At 73.4% G+C, this 16,484-nt stretch carries 16 protein-coding genes; 10 read left to right on the forward strand and 6 right to left on the reverse strand.

Annotation, left to right across the window (positions count from 1 at the left end):
• Window positions 1-41 precede the first annotated feature (41 nt).
• The 6 genes from IE308_RS30270 to IE308_RS30295 all read left to right on the forward strand — a co-directional run bounded on the left by IE308_RS30270 (window position 42) and on the right by IE308_RS30295 (window position 8,498).
• Entirely contained in the window at window positions 42-1,175 is a 1,134-nt protein-coding gene (locus IE308_RS30270) for a sensor histidine kinase (RefSeq protein ID WP_190220354.1), read from the forward strand.
• 122 nt (window positions 1,176-1,297) lie between these two features.
• Window positions 1,298-2,419: a phenylalanine--tRNA ligase subunit alpha gene (gene pheS, locus IE308_RS30275; RefSeq protein ID WP_190220355.1), complete on the forward strand. Its 1,122-nt coding sequence runs from the start codon at window positions 1,298-1,300 to the stop codon at window positions 2,417-2,419.
• Window positions 2,419-4,932, forward strand: a complete 2,514-nt coding sequence (gene pheT / locus IE308_RS30280) for a phenylalanine--tRNA ligase subunit beta (RefSeq protein ID WP_190220356.1) — start codon at window positions 2,419-2,421, stop codon at window positions 4,930-4,932. The genes pheS and pheT overlap by 1 nt, the downstream gene beginning before the upstream one ends.
• A 214-nt stretch (window positions 4,933-5,146) precedes the next feature.
• Entirely contained in the window at window positions 5,147-6,232 is a 1,086-nt protein-coding gene (locus tag IE308_RS30285; protein WP_190220357.1) for a PP2C family protein-serine/threonine phosphatase, read from the forward strand.
• Window positions 6,233-6,504: 272 nt separating this feature from the next.
• Window positions 6,505-7,845, forward strand: coding sequence for an NsdA family TPR-like regulatory protein (locus tag IE308_RS30290; protein WP_110627007.1), 1,341 nt, complete (start codon window positions 6,505-6,507; stop codon window positions 7,843-7,845).
• A gap of 107 nt (window positions 7,846-7,952) precedes the next feature.
• Entirely contained in the window at window positions 7,953-8,498 is a 546-nt protein-coding gene (locus tag IE308_RS30295) for an NUDIX hydrolase (protein ID WP_190220358.1), read from the forward strand.
• A 17-nt stretch (window positions 8,499-8,515) separates the two neighbouring features.
• On the opposite strand, the gene IE308_RS30300 is transcribed toward IE308_RS30295, so the two are convergent.
• Entirely contained in the window at window positions 8,516-8,773 is a 258-nt protein-coding gene (locus IE308_RS30300; RefSeq protein ID WP_190220359.1) for a hypothetical protein, read from the reverse strand.
• Between the two features lie 223 nt (window positions 8,774-8,996).
• Window positions 8,997-9,857, reverse strand: coding sequence for a 3-hydroxybutyryl-CoA dehydrogenase (locus IE308_RS30305; protein WP_190220360.1), 861 nt, complete (start codon window positions 9,855-9,857; stop codon window positions 8,997-8,999).
• A 178-nt stretch (window positions 9,858-10,035) separates the two neighbouring features.
• Between IE308_RS30305 and IE308_RS30310 the strand changes: the two genes are divergently transcribed.
• Window positions 10,036-11,259 carry a glycoside hydrolase family 10-like protein gene (locus IE308_RS30310; RefSeq protein WP_190220361.1) on the forward strand — a complete coding sequence of 408 codons (1,224 nt, stop codon included), beginning with the start codon at window positions 10,036-10,038 and terminating at the stop codon, window positions 11,257-11,259.
• Window positions 11,260-11,274: 15 nt separating this feature from the next.
• Here the strand turns inward: IE308_RS30310 and IE308_RS30315 are convergent, their stop codons facing one another.
• Together IE308_RS30315 and IE308_RS30320 are read right to left on the reverse strand one after the other, a co-directional pair.
• Window positions 11,275-11,481, reverse strand: coding sequence for a DUF1918 domain-containing protein (locus IE308_RS30315; protein WP_110627002.1), 207 nt, complete (start codon window positions 11,479-11,481; stop codon window positions 11,275-11,277).
• An 85-nt stretch (window positions 11,482-11,566) separates the two neighbouring features.
• Entirely contained in the window at window positions 11,567-12,502 is a 936-nt protein-coding gene (locus IE308_RS30320) for a DMT family transporter (protein WP_110627001.1), read from the reverse strand.
• Here IE308_RS30320 and IE308_RS30325 point away from each other — a divergent pair.
• Entirely contained in the window at window positions 12,501-13,940 is a 1,440-nt protein-coding gene (locus tag IE308_RS30325; protein ID WP_190220362.1) for an aminotransferase-like domain-containing protein, read from the forward strand. The two genes, IE308_RS30320 and IE308_RS30325, sit on opposite strands and share 2 nt — an antisense overlap.
• Window positions 13,941-13,980: 40 nt before the next feature.
• Here the strand turns inward: IE308_RS30325 and IE308_RS30330 are convergent, their stop codons facing one another.
• Window positions 13,981-14,541 carry a TetR/AcrR family transcriptional regulator gene (locus IE308_RS30330; RefSeq protein WP_110626999.1) on the reverse strand — a complete coding sequence of 187 codons (561 nt, stop codon included), beginning with the start codon at window positions 14,539-14,541 and terminating at the stop codon, window positions 13,981-13,983.
• A 95-nt stretch (window positions 14,542-14,636) separates the two neighbouring features.
• Between IE308_RS30330 and IE308_RS30335 the strand changes: the two genes are divergently transcribed.
• Both IE308_RS30335 and IE308_RS30340 read left to right on the forward strand, forming a co-directional pair.
• Entirely contained in the window at window positions 14,637-15,245 is a 609-nt protein-coding gene (locus IE308_RS30335) for a DUF2867 domain-containing protein (protein WP_190220363.1), read from the forward strand.
• A 135-nt stretch (window positions 15,246-15,380) separates the two neighbouring features.
• The gene (locus IE308_RS30340) at window positions 15,381-15,974 is read left to right on the forward strand and encodes a histidine phosphatase family protein (RefSeq protein WP_110626997.1); all 594 of its coding nucleotides are present in this window, start codon (window positions 15,381-15,383) and stop codon (window positions 15,972-15,974) included.
• Here IE308_RS30340 and IE308_RS30345 read toward each other — a convergent pair.
• Window positions 15,956-16,411 carry a DUF6314 family protein gene (locus IE308_RS30345; RefSeq protein WP_190220364.1) on the reverse strand — a complete coding sequence of 152 codons (456 nt, stop codon included), beginning with the start codon at window positions 16,409-16,411 and terminating at the stop codon, window positions 15,956-15,958. The genes IE308_RS30340 and IE308_RS30345 overlap by 19 nt on opposite strands.
• Window positions 16,412-16,484 lie beyond the last annotated feature (73 nt).

The raw sequence follows: 16,484 nt of genomic DNA on the forward strand, positions 1-16,484 counted from the left end.
ACCAGCTCGGCGGCCCTCCGTCGGAGAGGTGGGGTACGGGGATGAGTGTCGGCACGAGCAGCGCAGCGGGACGGGGTGCGGGAGACGACCCCGCGGACCCGCCGCCCGGCGCGGGCCCCGGCATCGACCCCGACGAGCTGCCCGACGGGCTCGTCGTCGCCGACGAGCACGGCCGCGTCGTCCGCTTCAACGCCGCCGCCGAACGCATCACCGCCACCCGCGCCGCCGACGCCCTCGGCCAGCCGCTGGAGAAGGCCCTCCCGTTAGAGGACCTCGACGGCCGGCGCTGGTGGCAGCTCACCGACCCCTACGGCGGCCTCGCCATCCGCGGCCGGCAGCCCGAGCGGAACCTGCTGCTGCCCGGCGGCCGCGAGGTCCTCGTCACCGCCCGCTACGTACGGGAGCGGCCCACCGGGCCCGTCAGCCGCGTCGTCGTCTCCCTGCGCGACACCGAGGCCCGCCGCCGCACCGAGCGCTCCCACGCCGAGCTGATCGCGACCGTCGCGCACGAGCTGCGCTCCCCGCTCACCTCCGTGAAGGGTTTCACCGCCACCCTGCTGGCCAAGTGGGAACGGTTCACCGACGACCAGAAGCGGCTCATGCTGGAGACCGTCGACGCCGACGCCGACCGCGTCACCCGGCTCATCGCCGAGCTGCTCGACATCTCCCGGATCGACAGCGGACGGCTGGAGGTGCGCCGCCAGCCCGTCGACATGGGGGCCGCCGTAGGACGGCACATCCAGGCGTACGTCGCCGCCGGGCAGAGCGCCGACCGGTTCCTGCTCCGCGTCGAGCAGCCGCTGCCCATGCTGTGGGCCGACCCCGACAAGATCGACCAGGTGCTCAGCAACCTCATCGAAAATGCCGTGCGGCACGGCGAGGGAACCGTCACCATTGACATCACAGCGGCCCCGTCCCCCCGCGAGGGGGAGGAGACCGGCACGTCGGTCACGGTGAGCGACGAGGGGCCCGGCATCCCGGAGGAGTCCATGAACCGCGTCTTCACCCGCTTCTGGCGGGGCAGCAAGCGCGGCGGCACCGGCCTCGGGCTGTACATCGTCAAGGGCATCGTCGAGGCCCACGGCGGCACCATCACCGTCGGCCGCGCCCCCGGCGGCGGCGCCGAGTTCCGATTTACCCTGCCCGTGGCGGCACCGGCGTATCTCGCCCAGTGACCCACGGGCGCATTCGTATACCTCCACCCCGTTAGACTCGGCCTTTGGCACCTTTGTGTCCTTCACACGGCCACCGATGGTCACGGGGACCTCCAGCCAGCCAACCGGAAGCACGGGAAGAGATGTCGGCACCGAATAAGTCGTACGACCCTGTCGAGGTCGAGGCGTTGAAACCGGAAGAGATCGAGCGCATGCGGGACGAGGCGCTCGCCGCCTTCGCCGCCGCGGACTCCCTCGACGCGCTCCAGGAGGCCAAGGTCGCCCACACCGGCGGCACCTCCCCGCTGGCCCTCGCCAACCGCGAGATCGGCGCCCTGCCCCCGCACGCCAAGGCGGCCGCCGGCAAGCTGGTCGGCCAGGCCCGGGGCGCCGTGAACAAGGCCCTCGCCGCCCGCCAGGTCGAGCTTGAGGCCGAGCGCGACGCGCGCGTCCTGGTCGAGGAGGACGTGGACGTCACGCTGCCCTACGACCGCGTGCCGGCCGGCGCCCGCCACCCCCTGACCACGCTCTCGGAGCGCATCGAGGACATCTTCGTGGCCATGGGCTACGAGGTCGCCGAGGGCCCGCAGGCCGAGGCCGAGTGGTTCAACTTCGACGCGCTCAACATCGGCCCGGACCACCCGGCCCGCGGCGAGCACGACACGTTCTTCGTGGCCGGCCCAGACGGCGGCACCGAGTCCGGCGTGGTGCTGCGCACCCACACCTCGCCCGTCCAGATCCGCTCCCTGCTGGAGCGTGACCTGCCGGTCTACGTGATCTGCCCCGGTGTCGTCTACCGCACCGACGAGCTGGACGCCACGCACACCCCGGTCTTCCGCCAGGTCGAGCTGCTCGCCGTCGACGAGGGTCTGACCATGGCCGACCTCAAGGGCACCCTCGACCACATGGTCCAGTCGCTGTTCGGCTCGGGCATGAAGACGCGGCTGCGGCCGAACTTCTTCCCCTTCACCGAGCCGTCCGCCGAGATGGACATGGTGTGCTACGTCTGCCGCGGCGAGTCCGTCGGCAACCCCGACCGGCCCTGCCGCACCTGCTCCAGCGAGGGCTGGATCGAGCTCGGCGGCTGCGGCATGGTCAACCCGCGGGTGCTCACCGCCTGCGGCGTCGACCCGGAGAAGTACAGCGGCTTCGCCTTCGGGTTCGGCATCGAGCGGATGCTGATGTTCCGCCACAACGTCGATGACATGCGAGACATGGTCGAGGGTGACGTCCGGTTCACCCGGCCGTTCGGGATGGAGATCTGATGCGGGTCCCGCTTTCGTGGCTGCGGGAGTACGTCGACCTGCCGGCGACTGAGACCGGCCGTGACGTCCAGGCCAAGCTGGTGTCGGCCGGTCTGGAGGTCGAGACGGTCGAACAGCTCGGCGCCGACCTCAAGGGCCCCCTGGTCGTCGGCCAGGTGCTGACCATCGAGGAGCTGGAGGGCTTCAAGAAGCCGATCCGCTTCTGCACCGTCGACGTCGGCCAGGCCAACGGCACCGGCGAGCCCCAGGAGATCGTCTGCGGCGCCCGGAACTTCCAGGCCGGCGACAAGGTCGTCGTGGCCCTGCCCGGCGCCGTGCTCCCCGGCGACTTCCAGATCGCCGAGCGCAAGACGTACGGCCGGATGTCCCGCGGCATGATCTGCTCCAGCGACGAGCTGAACATGGGCGACGACGGCACCAAGGGCATCATCGTCCTGCCGCCGGAGACCGAGATCGGCAAGGACGCCGTCGAGCTGCTGGAGCTGGTCGACGAGGTCCTGGACATCGCCGTCACCGCCAACCGCGGCGACTGCCTGTCCATCCGCGGCGTGGCCCGCGAGGCCGCCATCGCCTACGGCCTGCCGCTGCGGGACCCCGCGCTGCTCGACGTGCCCGCGCCGAACGCCTTCGGCTACCCGGTGCAGGTCACCGACCCGGTCGGCTGCGACCGCTTCACCGCCCGGACCGTCACCGGTCTGAGCCCCGAGGCGCGCTCCCCGATCTGGCTCCAGCGCCGCCTGCAGAAGGTCGGCATGCGCCCGATCTCGCTCGCCGTCGACGTCACCAACTACGTGATGATGGAGCTGGGCCAGCCCCTGCACGCCTACGACCGCAAGCTGGTCGAGGGCACCATCGGCGTGCGCCGCGCCCAGCCGGGCGAGAAGCTCGTCACCCTCGACGGCGTGACCCGCACGCTGGACGCCGAGGACCTGGTCATCACCGACGACCGCGGCCCCATCGGCCTCGCCGGTGTGATGGGCGGCGCCAACACGGAGATCGCCGACCACGAGGATCTCGAGAACGCCACGACGGACGTGGTGATCGAGGCCGCCCACTTCAACGCGGTCTCCATCGCCCGCACCGCCCGCCGCCACAAGCTGTCCTCCGAGGCCTCCCGCCGCTTCGAGCGCGGCGTCGACCCGGCCGCTGCCGCCGCCGCGGCCCAGCGCACGGTCGACCTGCTGGTGCTCCTCGCCGGCGGCACCGCCGAGGCGGGCGTCACCGAGGTCGTCGCCCCGTCCGCGCCGCGCACGATCACCGTCCCGGCGGACCACCCGGACAAGGTCGCGGGCGTCACCTACGGCCGCGAGACCGTCGTACGCCGTCTGCAGGAGATCGGCTGCGACGTCTACGGGCAGGACGAGCTGGTCGTGACCGTGCCGTCCTGGCGGCCCGACCTCACCGACCCGAACGACCTGGCCGAAGAGGTCATCCGCCTGGAGGGCTACGAGAACCTGCCCTCCACGCTGCCCAAGCCGCCCTCCGGCCGCGGTCTGACCGCCCGCCAGCGGCTGCACCGCCGCGTCGGCCGGGCCCTGGCCGGGGCCGGGTACGTCGAGGCGCCGAACTACCCCTTCCTCTCCGAGCAGGTCTTCGACCAGCTCGGCCTGGAGGCCGACGACCCGGCCCGCCGCGTCGTGAAGCTCACCAACCCGCTCAACGACGAGGAGCCCGCGCTCCGCACGTCGCTGCTGCCGGGCCTGCTGGGCGCGCTGCGGCGCAACGACGGCCGCGGCTCGCACGACCTCGCCCTGTTCGAGACCGGGCTGGTCTTCCACCCGCGCGAGGAGCAGCGCACCGCCGTCGTGCTGCCCGTCGACCGGCGTCCCACCGACGAGGAGATCGCCGAGCTGGACGCCGCGCTGCCCGAGCAGCCGCGCCATGTCGCCGTCGTCCTCGCGGGCGCCCGCGAGCAGGCCGGCTGGTGGGGCGCGGGCCGCCCGGCCGACTGGGCCGACGCGGTGCAGGCCGCCCGGACCGTCGCCCAGGAGGCGGGCGCCGAGCTGATCGTCCGCAAGGGCCAGTACGGCCCCTGGCACCCCGGCCGCTGCGCCGAGCTGGCCGTCACCGTCGACGGCGCGGAGCGGGTCGTCGGCCACGCCGGTGAGCTGCACCCGCGGGTCCTGAAGGCCCTCGGCCTGCCCGGGCGCACCTGCGCGATGGAGCTGAACCTCGACGTCCTGGAGCAGGTCGGCCACGACACGCCCCGGGCGCCGCGGATCTCCGCCTTCCCCGTCGCCACGCAGGACGTCGCGCTCGTCGTCGACAAGCCCGTCCCGGCCGCCGAGGTCGAGGCCGCGCTGCGCGAGGGCGCCGGTGAACTGCTGGAGTCCATCCGGCTGTTCGACGTGTACGAGAACGAGGAGCAGCTCGGCGAGGGCCGCAAGTCGCTGGCGTACGCGCTCCGCTTCCGCGCGGCCGACCGGACGCTGACCGTCGACGAGGCGTCGGCGGCCCGCGATGCCGCTGTGGCCCTCGCGGGTGAGCGGACCGGGGCGGTGCTGAGGAGCTAGTCGCCGTAGGGGTGTTGTGTCCGGCCGGCCGCGGCGTCGTCGTGGCCGGTCGCGCAGTTCCCCGCGCCCCTTTCCGGCGTTGCGGTTACGTCACTCGAAAGGGTGGCGTTTCCGGGTGATCTGGTTCTTCCGGGCCATCTGCCGACAGAATCGGACCGGTCTTTCGAGGCCGGTCCGATTCTGCGCGTCCGGGGCCTGATGGGGGGCCATCGACATGTTCCGCATCCGGCTGCCGCTGCGCCGGGCCCTCGCGCTGGGGCTGCCCATGGCCTGGGGCGCCGTCGCGATCGGCTACAAACTGACCTGCCCGCTCGCCCAGCAGGACGGCACGGTCGCGCGCGTCGCCACCAGTGCCGTCTTCTTCGCCGTCGGCACCGGGCTGGTCCTGCACGTCCGCCGGGCCCTGCTGCGGGAGCTGCGCCAGGTCCGCCGGGTCGCGGGCGCCGCGCAGAACGTGCTGCTGCGTCCGCCGCCCGCACGGGTCGACGGGCTGGGCACCGCGGCGTTCCAGATCTCCGCCGACGGCACCGCCCGCGTCGGCGGCGACCTCTACGACGTCATCGCGACCGAGCACGGCGTCCGCGCCGTCATGGGCGATGTCCGCGGACACGGCCTCGCCGCCCTCGGCACCGTCGCCGCCGTCCTCGGCAGCTTCCGCGAGGCCGTGCACGACGAGCCCGACCTCGGCCGGGTCCTGCGCCGCCTCGACCGCGCCCTCGCCCGCCATCTGCGCGAGCGGGCCCGTGCCGAACACCCCTCGGCCGGGCGGGAGCCCGAGTCGCCGGTCGCGGAGGAGTTCGTCACCCTCGTGCTGCTGGAGATCGGCCGCGACGGCACCCTGCGTGCCCTCAACTGCGGCCACCCCTGGCCGTACCGCCTGACCGGCACCCGCGTCGAGCCCCTGGCCCGCACCGACCCCCTGCCGCCCCTGGGCCCCTTTCCCCTCCCGCGCGACCTGCCCGTCCTGCACCCGCCGCCGCTGCGGCCGGAGGAGATGCTGTTCCTCTACACGGACGGCGCGGAGGACGCGCGGGACAGCCGGGGCCGGTTCTTCCCGCTGCGGGCGACGCTGGCGGGCGCCGTCCACATCGACCCGTTGACGCCCCAGGTGCTGCTCGGCGCGGTCCTGCGGGCCTTACGCCGCCACACGGCGGGCAGGCCGACGGACGACATCGCCCTCCTGGTCCTGCGGAACGAGCGGACAAGGGACCACTGCGCGTCCTCAGGGGCGCGGGGAACCGCGAGAGAACCCACCGCGCACCCGCACTCGACCACGCACCTCGAACACAACGGCACTTAGTCACCGGGCGTCGCCGGCGCGGCGCGCCGACGAGCCGCCCGCCCGCCACGGAGTGTCGGGCAGGCAGCGGGGCGGACGGCTCGAAAAGCGGGCCGCCGCACTGTACGAGGGGGAGCCGGCGGCCCGGCCGGCCTCTTGCGAGGCCCTTCAGTCAACCGGGTGGAAACTCTCCGCGACAGCGCGCGCACCCTGCGGATTCGCGCACTCCGTTCACACCCCGTGTGAACCCGCACCCACTAGTCTGTCCGGCACCGAGCCACCGGGGGGCACAGATGCAGCCCAACACACTGCTGGACGCGATCCTGGACGAGGCGGGCATCTCGCACGCGGGTCTGGCCGCGCACGTCAACCAGGCGGGACGCAGACGCGGGTTGGCGTTGCGGTACGAGCACACCGCCGTGGCCCGCTGGCTGAAGGGCCAGCGCCCGCGCGGCCAGGTGCCCGACCTGATCTGCGAGGTGCTCGCCGCCCGGCTGCACCGGCCGGTCACCCTCGACGACATCGGTCTCGGCGTGCCCGGCGAGCCGGCCACCGTGCACGGCACCTCGCTGTCCGGCTTCGTCGAACGCGCCACCGCCCTGTGGCGCTCCGACGAGCAGCAGCGCCCGCACATCCTGGGCGCGCCCGCGGTCACCGGCACGCCCGCGGTGATGCCGGTGTGGGAGTGGGAGAACCCGCCCGAGGACGTCGACGTCTCCCGCGGCGGCCGGCACCGGGTCACCCCGGCCGACATCGAGATGCTGCGCGCCGCCCGCACCCACTACGAGCAGATGTACCGCAAGGCCGGCGGCATCGCGACCCGCGCCCGTATCGTCGGCTTCCTCAACGCCGAGGCCGCACCGCTGCTGCGCGGCGGCTACACCGACGCCACCGGCCGGCAACTGCACCGCGCCACGGGCGGCTTGGTGGCGATCGCCGGGATCTGCGCGTACGACTCCGACGCGCACGGCCTCGCCCAGCGCTACTTCCACCAGGCCCTCCGGCTCGCCAAGGCCAGCGGCGACCGGGGTCTTGGCGCGTACGTCATAGCGCTGCTGGTCAACCAGTCGCTGTTCATGCGGGAGTACCGGCAGGCGGTCGCCTTCGCCGAGGCCGCGCTGCGCACCGCCGGCAAGCACATCACCCCGGCGCTCGCCTCCGACCTGTACGCGATGCAGGCGAAGGCGTACGCGCACCTCGGCGACGGTACGAGTGCCCTGTCCTGCATCCGGCGGGCCGAGACGGCCGCCGACCGCATCCGGCGCGGCCACGAACCCGACGAGACCGGCTATGTCCAGCCCGGCCTGGTCAACGTCCAGGTGGCGGAGGCGCTGCTCAGCCTAGGCGAACTCGAGGCGGCCCGGGAGCACGCGGCCGCCGCCGTGGACAACCCCGCCCACGACCGCGGGCGGGTGCACCGGCTGGCCATGCTCAGCACGATCGAGCTGCGCCGGGGCAACGCCGACAAGGCGGTGGCCACGGCCGTGCAGATGGCCGAGCAGGCCCGCGGAATGGAGTCCCAGCGGCTGCGCGACAGACTCCGCGCCGTCCGCGAACACCTGGTCCGCAGCGGCTGCGCGGGCACCTCCGAGGCGGCCGAACTCATCGACGGGGCGCTGCGCGTCCCCCTCTGACCCGGGCACGAGCCCCGTCCCCTGCGCCCCAGCGGCTCTCCGTGCGCCTGCTGTCAGCCCGCTCCTGCTGCGATATTGCCACTTACTCGTCGGAAGGTGGCAGAACCGTGCAGTGGACGAAACAGAACGAACAGACTGTGTACGCAAACCGCTGGTTCAGCGTCAATCTCGCGGATGTCGAGCTGCCGGACGGCCGGCACCTCGACCACTTCCTCATACGGCTGCGGCCGGTCGCCGTGGCCACGGTGGTCAACGAGGCCAACGAGGTGCTGCTGCTGTGGCGGCACCGCTTCATCACCGACAGCTGGGGATGGGAACTCGCGGCGGGTGTCGTCGAGGACGGCGAGGACATCGCCCGCGCGGCCGCCAGGGAGCTGGAGGAGGAGACCGGCTGGCGGCCGGGACCGCTGCACCACCTGATGAGCGTGGAGCCGTCCAACGGGCTCACCGACGCCCGGCACCACATCTACTGGGCCGAGGAGGGCGAGTACATCGGCCACCCCGTGGACGACTTCGAGTCCGACCGCCGGGAGTGGGTCCCCCTCAAACTCGTCCCCGACATGGTCGCCCGGGGGGAGGTCCCGGCCGCCAACATGGCGGCCGCGTTACTGATGCTGCACCAGCTGAGGCTCGGTCAGGACAGCACGCCCTGAACCACGCCGGACGGGCCTCAGCGTCCGAGGGCCTCCCAGACGGCGACCACGAGGGCGCCCAGCGCGGTCAGCGTCGCGACGGCGGGCAGCGGCCAGCGGGCGTGCTCCAGGGAGACGATCCGCGTGTTCAGTTCGTCGAGTTCCTTGGCGGTCTCCTCGGTGCGGTGGTGCAGCAGGGCCAGTCCTCCCTCGACGCGGGCGTGGGCCACGTCGAGCCGGCGCCGTAACTCTGCGAGTTCTCCGTGGACTACGGGATGCTCGGGATCGGCGGTCACGAGTCCGCTCCTTTCCGTGTCGGTCGTACATCCCTTGCATGCGCATGATGAGTCAACTCGCCTGGTGGGCGCGGCGGGAGAGTGTGCGATGGGCATATGCGTGCCCGGAGCGCACACGGTGTGTGAATGCGAAGGGCCCGGCACTCATGCGAGTGCCGGGCCCTTTTCGGCCACTGTCCGTAATCAGCCGTCGAGGCGGATCATCAGCCGTCGCGGCCGATCATCAGCTGTACGTGTAGAACCCCGAGCCGGACTTGCGGCCCAGACGGCCCGCGTCCACCATGCGCTGGAGCAGCGGGGGAGCGGCGTACAGCGGCTCCTTGTACTCCTCGTACATGCTCTGCGCGACCGAGGCGACCGTGTCCAGGCCGATCAGGTCGGACAGCTTCAGCGGGCCCATCGGGTGGGCGCAGCCCAGCTCCATACCGTTGTCGATGTCCTCGCGGCTGGCGATGCCCGACTCGAACATCCGGATCGCGGAGAGCAGGTAGGGGATCAGCAGCGCGTTGACGACGAAGCCGGAGCGGTCCACCGCGCGGATCGCGTGCTTGCCGAGCACCTTCTCGGCGAACAGCTGCGCCCGGCTGAGGGTGCCCTCGGAGGTGGTGAGCGCCGGGATCAGCTCGACGAGCTTCTGCACCGGCGCCGGGTTGAAGAAGTGGATGCCGATGACCTGGTCCGGGCGCTGGGTGGCGACGGCGAGCCGCACCAGCGGGATGGAGGAGGTGTTGGAGGCGAGGATGGCGTCCGGCCGGGTCACCACCTGGTCCAGGACCTGGAAGATCTCGGCCTTGACCTGCTCGTTCTCCACGACCGCCTCGATGACGAGGTCCCGGTCGGCGAACTCCCCGAGGTCGGTGGTGAAGCTCAGGCGCTCCTGGGTGGCGTCCCGCTCCGCTTCGCTGATCTTGCCGCGCTCGGCGGCCTTGGCCAGGGAGGTGAACAGCCGGGTACGGCCGATCTCCAGGGCCTCGCCGGTGGTCTCGGCGACCTTGACGTCGAGACCGGCGCGGGCGCACACCTCGGCGATGCCCGCCCCCATCTGACCGCAGCCGACCACTCCGACGCGCTCGATGTCTGTCACATCGTCCCTTTCGCTGCTGATCTACGGCTGGCAGGTCTGCCGTGGTCCGGTTGCCTGCTCCGATCGTGCACGTTACCGCCAAGTATCGATGATCGATCGCCTGGGTGGGGGCATCCTGGGGTGCGGAACGATCCGTGACCGAGCGGATCCGGAGCGTACGGGTATTGGGGGCAGGTGCATGGGGCGGATGACCCGGCGGGCGTTCACGGTGGCGGCGCTGTCGACGCTGGCCATGGGGCCGGCCGCACCCGGCCTGGCGCGGCCGCGCGCCCAGGCCGGCGAGATGCGGGGCATGTGGATCGCGACCGTCGCCAACCGCGACTGGCCCTCGGCGCCGGGGCTGACCGCGGCCCGGCAGCGCGCCGAGCTGATCACCCTGCTCGACCTCGCGGTACGGCGCCGCCTCAACACCGTGTTCCTCCAGGTGCGGCCCACCGCGGACGCGCTGTGGCCCTCGTCGTACGAGCCCTGGTCGGCCTGGCTCACCGGCACCCAGGGCCAGTACCCCGGCTGGGACCCGCTCGGCACCGCCCTGAAGGAGGCGCACGCCCGCGGGCTCCAGCTGCACGCCTGGTTCAACCCGTACCGCGTCGCCAACCACACCGACCCGGCGCGGCTGGTGGCCTCGCACCCGGCCCGCCGGCACCCGGACTGGGTGGTGTCGTACGGCGGGAAGCTCTACTACAACCCGGGGCTGCCCGAGGTCCGCGCCTTCGTGCAGGACGCGATCCTCGACGCGGTGAAGAAGTACGCGGTCGACGCCGTGCACTTCGACGACTACTTCTATCCGTACCCGGTGCCCGGCCAGACCTTCGACGACGACGCCGCCTACGACCGTCACGGCGCCGGCTTCCCGGGCCGGGGCGCCTGGCGGCGGGACAACATCGACAAGCTGGTGCGGGAGACGGCCGCCCGGATCGCGCAGGTGCGGCCCGGCACCCAGTTCGGCATCAGCCCCTTCGGCGTGTGGCGGAACGGGGACACCGACCCGCTCGGCTCGGACACCCGGGCGGGCGTGCAGACGTACGACGACCTGTACGCGGACACCCGCAAGTGGGTGCGCGGCGGCTGGATCGACTACCTCGTGCCCCAGCTGTACTGGAACATCGGCTTCGCCGACGCCGACTACGCGGAACTGCTGCCCTGGTGGGCCGAGACGGCCCGGGGCAGCAGGACGCGGCTGTACCTGGGGGAGGCCCTGTACAAGGCGGGGGATCCCGCCCAGCCCGCGGCCTGGCAGGACCCCGCCGAGCTGTCCCGGCACCTGACCCTCGCCAAGAAGTACCCGCAGGCGCGCGGGCACGTGTTCTTCTCCGCCCGGGAGGTCGCCGCCGACCGTGCCGGGGCGATGGCCAGGGTGGTCGCCGACCACTACGCGCAGCCCGCGCCGCCCCCGGCGTGAGCCGGAAGGCGGACCCTAGGAGGACTGGGGCTGCGGCATGCCCTTGTGGCGGATCTCGGTGTCGGGACCGGGGGAGCACAGGCCCTCGTGCCCGTCCTCGAAGCGGACGCGGTACGGGGGGTTGCCCTCCTGCCCGAGGACTTCGACGATCTCGCCGACCTTGTCGTGTTGACCGACCACCCTGCCGTGCTGGACAAGCTGGTCGCCCACGGTTGCTCGCATCTGCGGGGCCTCCTCACCGGTGTGCGGGAGCAGCGGTCCGTGGTGGTGAGCCCACGGCGGCGGGCGCTGGCGGGACGCGGCCCGGTCAGCCGCGGGCCCGCTGGGTGACGGCGATGCACACGAGCACCGCGGCCGCCGTCAGCGGGGCGGCCACCGTCAGGTGCTCGCCCAGCAGCAGCACCGACCACACCAGTGTGAGGAGGGGCTGCGCCAACTGCAACTGGCTGGCCTTGGGGATGCCGATGGCCGCCATGCCCCGGTACCAGACGACCAGGCCGAGGAACTGCGAGCCCGCCGCGAGCCACAGCAGACCGGCCACGCTGTGCGCGGTCAGCTGCGCCGGCTGGTACGCCAGGGCCACCGCGGCGGCGGGCACGGCGAGCGGCAGGCAGAACACCAGCGCCCAGCCGATCACCTGCCAGCCCGGCATCACCTTCGCCAGCCGGCCGCCCTCGGTGTAGCCGGCCGCGCACACCAGGAGCGCCGCGAAGAGGTAGCCGTCGGCGGTGGTCAGGGCGCCGCCGCTCTGCTGCACGGTGAACGCCACCACGGCGGCGGCCCCGGCGAACGCCGCCAGCCAGAAGGTGCGCGAGGGGCGGGAGCCGACGCGCAGCGCGGAGCACAGGGCGGTGGTCAGCGGCAGCAGGCCGACCACGACCGCGGCGTGCGCGGTGGTGGAGGTCTGCAGGGCGAGCGTGGTCAGCAGCGGGAAGCCGACGACGACCCCCGCGGCCACCACGGCGAGGCCTGGCCAGTGGGCGCGGGCCGGGACGGGGATCCGCAGGGCGAGCAGGCAGACGCCCGCGATGACCGCGGCGAGGACACTGCGCAGCGCGACCAGGGCCCAGGGGCCGAAGCCCTCCAGCGCCCACGCGGTGGCCGGGAAGGTGAGCGAGAAGGCGGTCACCCCGAGGGCCGCCTGGACGAGACCGGCGGAGGTCCGAGGGGCCGGAGCGACCGCAGGGGCGGTGGTGCCGACCGCTATCGTCGTCGGGGTAGTAGCGCTACTCTGTGTCCTCATGCAACAGCGTAGCAGTGTGGGCGAACTGGCGGATCTCCTGCGACAGGAACTCGACCGCTACTCTCCAGGCGGAAAGCTGCCGTCGAGCCGGGCCCTGGTGGAGCGCTTCCGGGTCAGCCCGGTGACCGTCTCGCGGGCCCTCGCCCAGCTGGCCGCCGAGGGCCTGGTCGTCACCCGCCCCGGCGCCGGCGCCTTCCGGGCACGGCCCCGCGCGGCCGTGCAGCCGGCCGGGGACACCTCCTGGCAGGAGGTCGTGCTCAGCGCCGACCATGCCACCGACCTCGTCCCGCGCACGGTCGACGCCTCCGGTGTGACCGTCTCGCTCGCCGTACCGCCGCCCGGGGTCGTCGAGTTCAACGGCGGCTATCTGCACCCCTCGCTCCAGCCGGAGCGGGCGATGGCCGCCGCGCTGTCCCGGGCCGGGCGCCGCCCCGGCGCCTGGGGGCGCCCGCCCCTGGAGGGGCTGCCGGAGCTGCGGGAGTGGTTCGCCCGCGGCATCGGCGGCCCGGTCACCGCCGCCGAGGTGCTGGTCGCGGCGGGCGGCCAGGCCGCGCTGACCACCGCGCTGCGCGCCCTCGCGTCGCCCGGCACCCCCGTCCTCGTGGAGTCGCCCACCTACCCCGGCATGCTGGCCATCGCCCGGGCCGCCGGACTGCGCCCGGTCCCGGTGCCGGTCGACCGCGACGGCGTACGCCCCGATCTGCTCGCCGACGCCTTCCGCGCCACCGGCGCCCGGGTCTTCGTCTGCCAGCCGCTCTTCCAGAACCCCACCGGCGCGGTCCTCGCCCCCGAGCGGCGCGGCGAGGTGCTGCGCATCGCCCGCGAGGCCGGTGCCTTCGTGATCGAGGACGACTTCGTACGGCGCCTCGTCCACGAGGACGCGGGGCCGCTGCCCCGCCCGCTCGCCGCCGACGACCCGGACGGTGTCGTCGTCCACGTCGGCTCCCTCACCAAGGCCACCTCGCCCAGCTTCCGCGTCGCCGCGCTGGCCGGCCGCGGCCCGGTGCTGGAGCGGCTGCGGGCCATCCAGGTCGTCGACGCCTTCTTCGTGCCCCGGCCGCTGCAGGAGGCGGCGCTGGAACTGGTCGGCTCGCCCGCCTGGCCGCGCCATCTGCGGGCGATCTCGGCCGACTTGAAGGCCCGCCGCGACGCGATGACCGGCGCGCTCGCCCTGCACCTGCCCGAACTCACCGTGCCGCACGTCCCGTCGGGCGGCTACAGCCTCTGGGTGCGCCTGCCGGACGGCACCGACGAGACGGCCCTGACCTCCGCCGCCCTGCGGTCCGGCGTCGCCCTCGCCCCCGGCCGCCCCTACTTCAGCGCCGAACCCCCCGCCGCCTACGTCCGGTTGAGCTTCGCGGCGGTCGCGGGCACGGGCGAGATCGCGGAGGGGGTACGGCGCCTGCGGGCGGCGTGGGACGAGGTGCGCGGCCGGTGAGGGGCGGGGGCTGCGGCGGCGGCAAGGCCCCCCGGAGCCGTCACGCCAGCAGTCGCCGCCGGAGCAGCTCCATCACCTCGGCGCGGCCGCGCCCGCCGTGGTCCGCCGCGTTGAAGTGGTTGCCGACGCGCACCGACATGGCGATCAGGCAGCGGACCTCGACCTCGTCCTCGTCGGGGCAGAAGGACGAGAAGAGGGAGCGCAGGTAGTCCGCCCGGCGGTTGTCGACGCGGCGCAGCCGCTCGGCGACGGCCGGGTCCCGGCGTGCCCAGTCCCGGATCGCGATGTCGGCGGTGACCCCGCGCACCGGTCCCTCGGAAGCCGCGGCGACCAGGCCGAACAGCCGGTCGAGGCGTTCCCGGGCGTCTCCGCCGCCGCGCTCGACCTCCTCGATGACGCTCTCGGCGACCTCGCGTTCCCACAGGTCGAGCATCTCGGCCAGCAGCGCGTCCCGGTTGCGGAAGTAGCCGTAGAAGCCGCCCTTGGTCACGCCGAGCGACTGGGCGAGCGCCTCGATCCGGACGGCCTCGGGGCCGCCCGCGACGAGGGCCCGCAACCCCGCCTCCAGCCACTTCTCGCGCGGCGTGCGGATCGCGCCCATGGTGTGTGCCTCCTCACCTCCCGGCCGAGTATACGGGGGCGTATAAAGCTGGCTAGGGTGGATCTATACGCCACCGTATAGACAGGGGTCTGCGCATGCGACTTCCCCGAACGGCCCACACCGACCGCCCCTGGCGGATCCACGAGATCACCCGCGACTTCACCGTCGAGGACGTCTGGGCGATGCCCACCCCCGGCGGCCCCGGCGACCTGCACCTGCTGGTCGAGCAGATGGCCGAGGGGCTCGCGCGCGAGGGCGAGGTGAAGGGCGAGGGCCGGGTCGGCCGCCTGCTGTTCGCCATCCGCTGGAAGCTGGGCGCGCTGCTCGGCTGGGACGAGCCCGGGAGCGGTGTGGGCGGCAGGATCCCCTCCCTGCGCGACCGGCTCCCCGCCGACCTGCGGGACAGCCCGCGAGGCCCCGATCTCGGCTCCTCCCCCTTCACCTCCGTCTTTCTGCTCGACGACGAGTGGGCGGCGGAGATGGGCAACAAGACCGTGCACGGCGTGCTGCACATCGGCTGGGTGCCGGACGGCTCCGGCGGCCACCGCGGGCAGCTGACGGTCCTGGTCAAGCCGAACGGGCTGCTCGGCGCGGTGTACATGGCGGGCATCAAGCCCTTCCGCTACCTCGGGGTCTACCCGGCACTGCTGCGGACCATCGGCCGCGAATGGCAGGCCCGCGCCGCCGGGCGCGGCGCCCGCTGAGCGGACCGACCGGGGGAGGCCGGGCCGGCCGCGCCAGAGGCGGGGCCGCACCTGCTGAGCGATGACCCGCCTACTCCGGGTAACTCACCGGTAACGCCTCTTGACCTGCGTACACAAGCGGCTCACCATCACCGCATGCCACTTCGGGTCACGTTCGTCGCGGCGGCGCGCAGCTCCCCGCTGCTCGCCGAGCGCTTCCAGGACGACCGCCCGCTGGACCAGGCGGGCTGGGACGCCGTCCAGCAGGTCGCGGCCGACCTGCTGCCGCTGGCGGCCGCCGACCTGCGCTACTGCTCGCCGACCCCGCGCAGCCGCGCGACCGGCGACGCCCTCGGCTACGCGCCGCTGGTGCAGCTCGCGCTGCGGGACTGCGACATGGGCCGCTGGCGGGGGCTGACCCTGGGGGAGGCGATGGCCCGCGAGCCGTCCCTGGTTGACGCCTGGCTGGCCGATCCGCGCTCGACCCCGCACGGCGGTGAGTCGCTGCTGGCGTTCATCGGCCGGGTGGGCGGCTGGCTCGACACGCGGCCGGTCGAGGAGGGCTGCCGGATCGTCGCGGTGGCCGAGCCGTCCGTGATCCGCGCGGCGCTCGTGTACGCGCTGAAGGCGCCGCCCTCGACGTACTGGAACATCGACGTCCGCCCGCTGTCGACGACCACCGTCACCGGACGGGCGGGCCGCTGGAACCTGCGCTTCGACGGGACGGCGTATCAGCCCTCGCGGGCGTAACCGGTCGTCAGCACCAGGTCCTTGGCGGGCCCGCGCACCCGCCACACCGTCCGCCAGTGGTCCTCGTCCCGGACGGTGAACTCGCCGCGGTAGAGGTCGGCCGCGCACGGGTGGTCGGCGACATGCCGTCCCCGGCTCAGGTCCAGGTCGTGGAAGGGCCGCCCGTCGGCGAACCGCACGTCGGCCGTCCCGGGCCGCGCCCCCGGCAGGAACCGCAGCGTCCGCTCCGCCGGCCGGGCCACGCCCCGCCAGGTGAAGGTGCCGGACTCGCGGTGCAGCAGCCCGCCGCCCTCCAGGGGACCGAAGACGGTCGTCCCCGCGAAGGTGCCCTCGTCACCGCCGGCCAGGTCCCGCACCGACCGGGTGACCCGCCAGGTGCCCGCCAGATATGCCAGCACATCCGGCACCGGCCAGAAATCGACCGTCGTGTGCGGCACCGCGGTCCCTCCGTTCCTCGTGTGACTCCTGCGCGACCCATTGACGCGTCCCTGCCCCCTCCCTATCTTGCCG

Source organism: Streptomyces griseosporeus (genome assembly GCF_014656055.1).
GTDB classification, from domain to species: domain Bacteria; phylum Actinomycetota; class Actinomycetes; order Streptomycetales; family Streptomycetaceae; genus Streptomyces; species Streptomyces griseosporeus.

Coding starts and splice junctions, on each gene's coding strand:
- IE308_RS30285 (WP_190220357.1), top strand. CDS start 5,147: ATGTTCCGCATCCGGCTGCCGCTGCGCCGGGCCCTCGCGCTGGGGCTG.
- pheS (WP_190220355.1), top strand. CDS start 1,298: ATGTCGGCACCGAATAAGTCGTACGACCCTGTCGAGGTCGAGGCGTTG.
- IE308_RS30310 (WP_190220361.1), top strand. CDS start 10,036: ATGGGGCGGATGACCCGGCGGGCGTTCACGGTGGCGGCGCTGTCGACG.
- IE308_RS30330 (WP_110626999.1), bottom strand. CDS start 14,541: ATGGGCGCGATCCGCACGCCGCGCGAGAAGTGGCTGGAGGCGGGGTTG.
- IE308_RS30270 (WP_190220354.1), top strand. CDS start 42: ATGAGTGTCGGCACGAGCAGCGCAGCGGGACGGGGTGCGGGAGACGAC.
- pheT (WP_190220356.1), top strand. CDS start 2,419: ATGCGGGTCCCGCTTTCGTGGCTGCGGGAGTACGTCGACCTGCCGGCG.
- IE308_RS30340 (WP_110626997.1), top strand. CDS start 15,381: ATGCCACTTCGGGTCACGTTCGTCGCGGCGGCGCGCAGCTCCCCGCTG.
- IE308_RS30315 (WP_110627002.1), bottom strand. CDS start 11,481: ATGCGAGCAACCGTGGGCGACCAGCTTGTCCAGCACGGCAGGGTGGTC.
- IE308_RS30320 (WP_110627001.1), bottom strand. CDS start 12,502: ATGAGGACACAGAGTAGCGCTACTACCCCGACGACGATAGCGGTCGGC.
- IE308_RS30325 (WP_190220362.1), top strand. CDS start 12,501: ATGCAACAGCGTAGCAGTGTGGGCGAACTGGCGGATCTCCTGCGACAG.
- IE308_RS30335 (WP_190220363.1), top strand. CDS start 14,637: ATGCGACTTCCCCGAACGGCCCACACCGACCGCCCCTGGCGGATCCAC.
- IE308_RS30290 (WP_110627007.1), top strand. CDS start 6,505: ATGCAGCCCAACACACTGCTGGACGCGATCCTGGACGAGGCGGGCATC.